Below are 6,000 nucleotides of genomic sequence, written 5' to 3' on the forward strand. Positions count from 1 at the left end.
GTTGCTGACGTCGGCCCAGCGCGCCAGGTCTGCGGGTGTGTGGTCGTCGTCCGCTCCGGCGAGAACGGTGAGCGGACAGCTGAGCAGCGGACCGGTGGGTGGGGCGGCACGGAAGCTCTGGCGAAAAGCAACGGGCCGCTGATACCGCCTGCCGCCGTGCCCAGCGCGTAGAACTACTTAGGGCTTCCACTCGCCGTACGCGCCGCGGAGGTGGGTCACCGTGCCGTCGGCTACGACGTGGACCCGCACCGCGTGCAGCAGCTCGCCGCCGGCCAGTCCTACGTGGAGGATGTGGCCTCCGTACGGCTGCGCGCGGTGCTGGACTCCGGGGTCTACTCCGCGACCGCCGACGCTGCCGCGCTGGCCGGCTTCGACAACGCGGTGATCACCGTGCCGACCCCGCTGCGGGACGGCGTGCCTGACCTGACCTACATCGAGTTCTGCGCCCGGACGCTGGGCGAGCACCTTCGCCCCGGCGCGACGGTGGTCCTGGACTCCACGACCTATCCCGGCACCACCGACGGACTGTTGCTGCCGATCCTGGAGAAGACCTCGGGCCTCAAGGGCGGGGTGGACTTCCTGGCTGGATTCAGTCCTGAGCGTATCGCTCCGGGTAACAAGAGGTGGTCGTTCGATGGGACGCCGAAATTGGTGTCCGGAATCGACGCCAAATCGCTCGCCGCGCTCAAGTGTTTCCACGACGGCATCTTTCAGACCACGGTTCCGGTGTCCGGGACCAAGGTCGCCGAGATGGCCAAGCCGATCGAGAACATCTTCCGGTTCGTCAACATCTCCCTGGTCAACGAGATGGCGACGCTGGCGGCTCCTCTCTGGACCGAACATGCAGGTCGGAGTCTCTGGCGTAGCGCTCGCTCGGGGTACCTGGAGCTTCGGTTGGGCTTGCGAGGGTCCTACGCGGAGCCGACCCCTGCAGAGGAGTCGATGACGACGTTGTCGCCGTCGAAGCGCGCCGTGACAGAGCTCGAATAGTCTCACCCTCGTAGGTCATGAAACTGTCGGTGCGCCTACGGCCTACCGCATGACGACTTTTAGCGGACCACATGTCGCTCTTCGTGCTCGCAGAGGTGCGGCAGTGCGCGCCTGCCGAGGGCCGGTTCGGTGATCCATTCGGGTTGCTGCGCCGGATGCGGTGTTCACAGTTGCCGAGGAAACGCCTGTCGGGTTCTGCGATGGCGCTGTCCCATGTCCGGGTGAGGCCGCGCCTGCCGAATGGCCTACTTGAGTGGCTTTAGGCAGTTGCAGAGGCCCCTTGCTGCTTACCGTCACCCGAGGAACAACTCCCGATCTCGGCCCTTCCGGGTCGGAGGGGTGAACCGGACAGAGGGTCCGAAGACTTAGCGGCATCGCCAGGGGTGCCCAGACACCCAGGAGGTCGGCAATGGCGACGCGAGAGCTGTGGGCTCGCCGGACACGAAAAAGGACCCGCCGTACTGCCGGACTGGGCCTGCTCGTCGCGGGGTGTGTCATCGCAAGTTGCATGCCCTCGTCCGCGGCGAGCTCGAAATGGGGCGCCCGCCTGTGCGCGACGGAGCCCTTCCCCCCATCGGAAAGCACTCCACCCCCGATCCTGTCAGGCAGCGACGTGTGGAGTTTCGTTTCCGAGCCGGCCCTTCACCCCATGCGGGTAAAGGTGACCGCGAACAAACCGGGGACGGCTCGCGGAGATATCTTCGTCGCCCCGTTCAGCGCGGACCAGATGGTCGGCCAAACCGGAGCACTGATCAACAGCGACTCCGGCGATCCAGTCTGGTTCCGCCCCCTGCCCTCCACCAACGTCCAGAACGCCGACTTCAAGGTCCAAACCTATTATGACAAACACCGACACAGGGGGCAGCCGGTGCTGACCTGGTGGCAGGGGACTCTCGCCCTGCCCCCGGCGTATACGAACTTGCCGGCGGGTGCCCCGGAACCGGGCGGGTGCTACTACATCTACGACACCCACTACCGTCTGCTCAGGACAGTCTTCGCGCATCACGGCTACTACCCGGACGAGCACGAGTTCACCCTGACCCGCCGGGGTACCGCGCTGTTCATCGCATCCAAGCCCGTGCCCATGGATCTCACGCCCTACGGAGGCTCGAAGAACGGCTCCATCGAGAACAGCGAAATCCAGGAGGTCGACCTCGCCACGGGCCGACTGCTCTTCTCGTGGAACGCACTGGACCACCTGGACCCCGCAGATTCAGAGGAGCCGGCGTCCAGCGCGTCGTCGTCCGACGGCGTGTGGGATGCCTTTCACATCAATTCGGTCGACGAGGGTCCCGACGGCCGACTGCTGATCTCGGCCCGGAACATGTGGGCAATCTATGACGTCAACAAGAGTTCCGGGGCGATCCGCTACCAGATCGGAGGAAAGAAAAGCGACTTCACCTTCGGACCGAACGCGGACTTCTACTGGCAGCACGATGCCCGATACCGGCCGGGGAACCGGATCAGCATGTTCGACGACGGCTGCTGCGACCTGCCCGACGGCGCCCCCGAACAGGTATCGCATGGCCTGATCCTCGACCTGGACATCCGCAGCCGGAAGGCGACCGTGCACAGGACCTACTACCACCAGCCACCGCTGGAGTCACCGACCCAGGGAAACACGCAGGCTCTTTCCAACGGCAACGAATTCATCGGATGGGGCCAGAGCCCGTACTACTCGGAGTACGCGGGGGCGGGGAACACCGAGGGCGACGGCTCGCAGAATCTGCTCTACGACGCGAAACTGCCGAGCTCGAACATCTCGTACCGGGCCTTCCGAAACAATTGGATCGGCAAGCCCTACTATCCGCCGAGCGCAGCGGCGAAGATCGACGACGGGCACAGCGCCGTCTACGCCTCCTGGAACGGTTCGACGCAGACCAGAGCGTGGCGGGTGCTGGCAGGACCGGACCCCGATTCCCTGTCGGTCGTCGTGCGACACGCCGAACGGACCGGGTTCGAGACGGCGATCCCGACGGACAACCCCGGACCATACTTTCAAGTCAAGGCGCTGAATGAAGAGGGGCGCGTCCTCAAGTCCTCCGCCATTGTGACCCTGACCCGTTGAAGGCTTACGTCCATGACGGAGACACGTCCCGACCCCCACCGTCGGACACATCTGGGAATGCGGCCCGGCGATCTCGACGGCAAGTGGTACGCGAAGTACTGGAACCCGCTGATGGCGCCGCTGCCGGAGCACATCAAGGAGGCGATCCATCTCGGTCCGCAGGCGCCCCCGTTGTGTCTCAACCTGGACGACGCGGGCACGCTGAGCGAGGCCGGATACCAGGAGCTCGAGAACGGATACAGCCTCTTCGACGACGGCTCCATGCACATCGCCACACTGACTCATATGCCGAGCGCGTCACCGGACACGGTGGACTGGTGGTTCTGGTGGCACGCCACGGAAACCGAGCGGTACAAGCTGTGGAATCCGCGTGCCCACCTGTACGCGGAATGGTCCGATGGTGCGGGGGACCGGAGCGCTCCCTACCGTGAGAGGTACGTCGGCGGCACGTCGTTCGTGGATGAGTACGTCGGCAATGTGCTCGGCCGACTCGCTATTCGTTTCATCTCTCCAAGGAGTCTGGGATTCAGCGAGGACGGACTTGATCCGGACAAGGCGACCGTCATCTGCGGCAGAGTCGGATTCTCCGATGTACCGCTTGATTGGGGCCACTTGGTCCATCACGTGCGCCGGGTGAACGGAGGCGTCGAGATGCGTTCACGCTTCTGGATGGGCGGGAAGTACGTCGCGCCCCGCGGAGCCTCCTCCCTCACCGGTGAACTCGAAACGGTCGCGGAAGGTGTGAGGCATCTCGGAGACGGCCAGGCCCGCGCCATGGTCGTGCACTGCTCGCAGGAGATGAACCACCTCGCCACCTTCCTCTCGGACATCTTCGACGAGTTCAGAGGCTGCGAACAGAGGTGAACAGACCGGAAGGCTGCCCCGGGATCCGGGCGACGGGCGCTGTGCGTGAACACCCGGTGAGGTGAAGGGAGCGGACATGGCGAACCACATCGAGGGCAGGGTTCTGCGGCGCGGTGACTACCGTTACGAGAGCCGACGCCGCGAGGCCTGCTGGCACTCGGGGACCCCGGACCGCTACCCCGAGGTGATCGTGCTGGCGAACAACGAGGACGACGTCGTGGGAGCGGTGAAGCTGGCCAGGGAGGAGGGCCTGCAGATCGCCGTACGTTCCGGCGGCCACAGCTGGTCCGGATCGCACCTGCGCGACGCCACCGTGCTGATCGACCTCTCCAACCTGCGCCACGTAGCCGTCGACAAAGAGGCGATGACCGCCACCGCCCAGCCTGGTATCAAAGGGTCGGAGCTCAACTCCATGCTGGCGGAGAAGGACCTGTTCTTCCCCACCGGGCACTGCACGGGCGTCTCCATCGGCGGATACCTGCTGCAGGGCGGATTCGCCTGGGGCGGGCGGGACTACGGGCCGGCCTGCGCGTCGGTCACCGGCATCGACGCGGTCACCGCGAGCGGCGAGCGGATCCATGCCGACGAGACCCAGAACGCCGACCTGCTCTGGGCCGCCCGAGGCGCCGGCCCCGGCTTCTTCGCCGTCGTCACCCGGTTCCACGTCAAGCTCTACCCGCGCAAGCGGATCACGATGAACAGCGGATACTTCTGGCCCGCCTCGGCCTCACGAGACGTCTACGGCTTTGTGCACGAGATCGGCCGTCAGACTCCCACGGAGATCAATCTCATGTGCAACCGCGACCCGATGACGAACGACCAGCCACTCATCTCCCTCAATGCCACCGCCTTCACCGACACCGAGGAGGAGGCCAGGGAGCAGCTGTCCATCTTCGACTCCTGCCCGGCACGCGCTCAGCTGCTCACCACACGACTCAACGAGGTGACGGACATCGGATCCCTGAGCCGGTTCGGCACTGACCCGCACTACGACGAGACCATGCGGTATCTGGCCGACAACGTGTGGACGCATGCCTCCTTCGATGACCTCTGGCTCAACTTCGAATCCATGCTGAAGACCTGGCCTCCGAGGCCCTCGCATATGGTGACGTACAACTGGGGTGAGTCCGAGAGGCAGCCCGAGCGCCCCCCGATGGCCTTCTCGGTGGAGGACGAGCTGTACTACGGGCTGTACGCGGCCTGGACCGATCCGGCCGAGGACCAGAAGTACACGGACTGGGTGACCGAGCACATGCGAGCCTGGGAGCCGCACGCGAGCGGCATCCAACTCGCCGACGAGAACCTGATCAACCGCCCCTACCGCTTCATGAGCGACGAGAACCTCCAACGTCTCGACGACCTCCGCGGCACCTGGGATCCCGACGGGCTCTTCATCTCCTGGCTCGGACGCCCCGAACCGGGCGCCACGGCCTCGAAGAAGTCGCCGAAGTAACGACCTTGAGGGAAATTGGCGTCTGCGCGTGCCGCCTGAGGCGGCAGCGGCGCATACCTTGGCCGTGGCCGAACTCATTGACGGTGCCTTCCACCCCGGAGCGCACCGCGTACCGGGTCTTCCACTCGGGTGTCTGTTGCTCGGTGCGGACTCGAAGCTGCAGGTCGCGGAGTTCTCGTAGCGGGAAGCCCGGCGCTGTCATGTTGGCTGATGGGGTGGGATGGTCTTCGGGTTGATCATGCTGGAGAGGGCTGTCCGTGGTGAGTGCACCGCCGTCGTACAAGGGGCATCGGTACCCGGTCGAGGTCATCTCGCTCTGCGTGTGGCTGTACTTCCGGTTCCCGCTCAGTTTCCGCGAGGTTGAGGAGCTGATGCTCGAGCGCGGTGTCGTCGTCTCGCATGAGACCGTCCGCCGCTGGTGCCGGAAGTTCGGGCAGGCCTATGCCGACTCGCTGCGCCGCACGCGTCCCCGGCCCGGCGACAAGTGGCACCTGAACGGGGTCTTCATCAAGGTCAACGGGGAGTGGAAATACCTGTGGCGGGCCGTTGACCAGGACGGCAGCGTGCTGGACATCCTCGTGCAGTCCCGCCGGGACAAGGCCGCGGCCAGGCGCTTCTTCCGCCG

At 65.4% G+C, this 6,000-nt stretch carries 6 protein-coding genes and 1 pseudogene; 6 read left to right on the forward strand and 1 reads right to left on the reverse strand.

From position 1 onward, the window contains the following. Positions 1 to 186: 186 nt before the first annotated feature. The 5 genes and pseudogenes from ACZ7M2_RS49745 to ACZ7M2_RS49765 all read left to right on the forward strand — a co-directional run. Positions 187 to 669, forward strand: a pseudogene (locus ACZ7M2_RS49745) (nucleotide sugar dehydrogenase); the annotation flags it as partial. A gap of 81 nt (positions 670 to 750) precedes the next feature. Continuing rightward, a complete protein-coding gene (locus tag ACZ7M2_RS49750; protein ID WP_471600942.1) occupies positions 751 to 990 on the forward strand; it encodes a hypothetical protein in 240 nt (79 codons plus the stop codon). Positions 991 to 1,399: 409 nt separating this feature from the next. Continuing rightward, positions 1,400 to 3,058 carry an arylsulfotransferase family protein gene (locus ACZ7M2_RS49755; protein ID WP_471600935.1) on the forward strand — a complete coding sequence of 553 codons (1,659 nt, stop codon included), beginning with the start codon at positions 1,400 to 1,402 and terminating at the stop codon, positions 3,056 to 3,058. A 12-nt stretch (positions 3,059 to 3,070) separates the two neighbouring features. Then, positions 3,071 to 3,922, forward strand: coding sequence for a DAPG hydrolase family protein (locus tag ACZ7M2_RS49760; protein ID WP_471600936.1), 852 nt, complete (start codon positions 3,071 to 3,073; stop codon positions 3,920 to 3,922). A 76-nt stretch (positions 3,923 to 3,998) separates the two neighbouring features. Continuing rightward, complete coding sequence (locus ACZ7M2_RS49765; protein ID WP_471600937.1) at positions 3,999 to 5,375, forward strand: FAD-binding oxidoreductase; 1,377 nt, start codon at positions 3,999 to 4,001, stop codon at positions 5,373 to 5,375. Here ACZ7M2_RS49765 and ACZ7M2_RS49770 read toward each other — a convergent pair. After that, positions 5,314 to 5,685, reverse strand: a complete 372-nt coding sequence (locus ACZ7M2_RS49770; protein WP_471600938.1) for a transposase — start codon at positions 5,683 to 5,685, stop codon at positions 5,314 to 5,316. The genes ACZ7M2_RS49765 and ACZ7M2_RS49770 overlap by 62 nt on opposite strands. Between ACZ7M2_RS49770 and ACZ7M2_RS49775 the strand changes: the two genes are divergently transcribed. Continuing rightward, positions 5,633 to 6,000: IS6 family transposase (locus ACZ7M2_RS49775; protein ID WP_471600939.1), on the forward strand; the 368-nt coding region annotated here is incomplete at its 3' end. The two genes, ACZ7M2_RS49770 and ACZ7M2_RS49775, sit on opposite strands and share 53 nt — an antisense overlap.

The organism is Streptomyces sp. NPDC111507 (assembly GCF_055638955.1).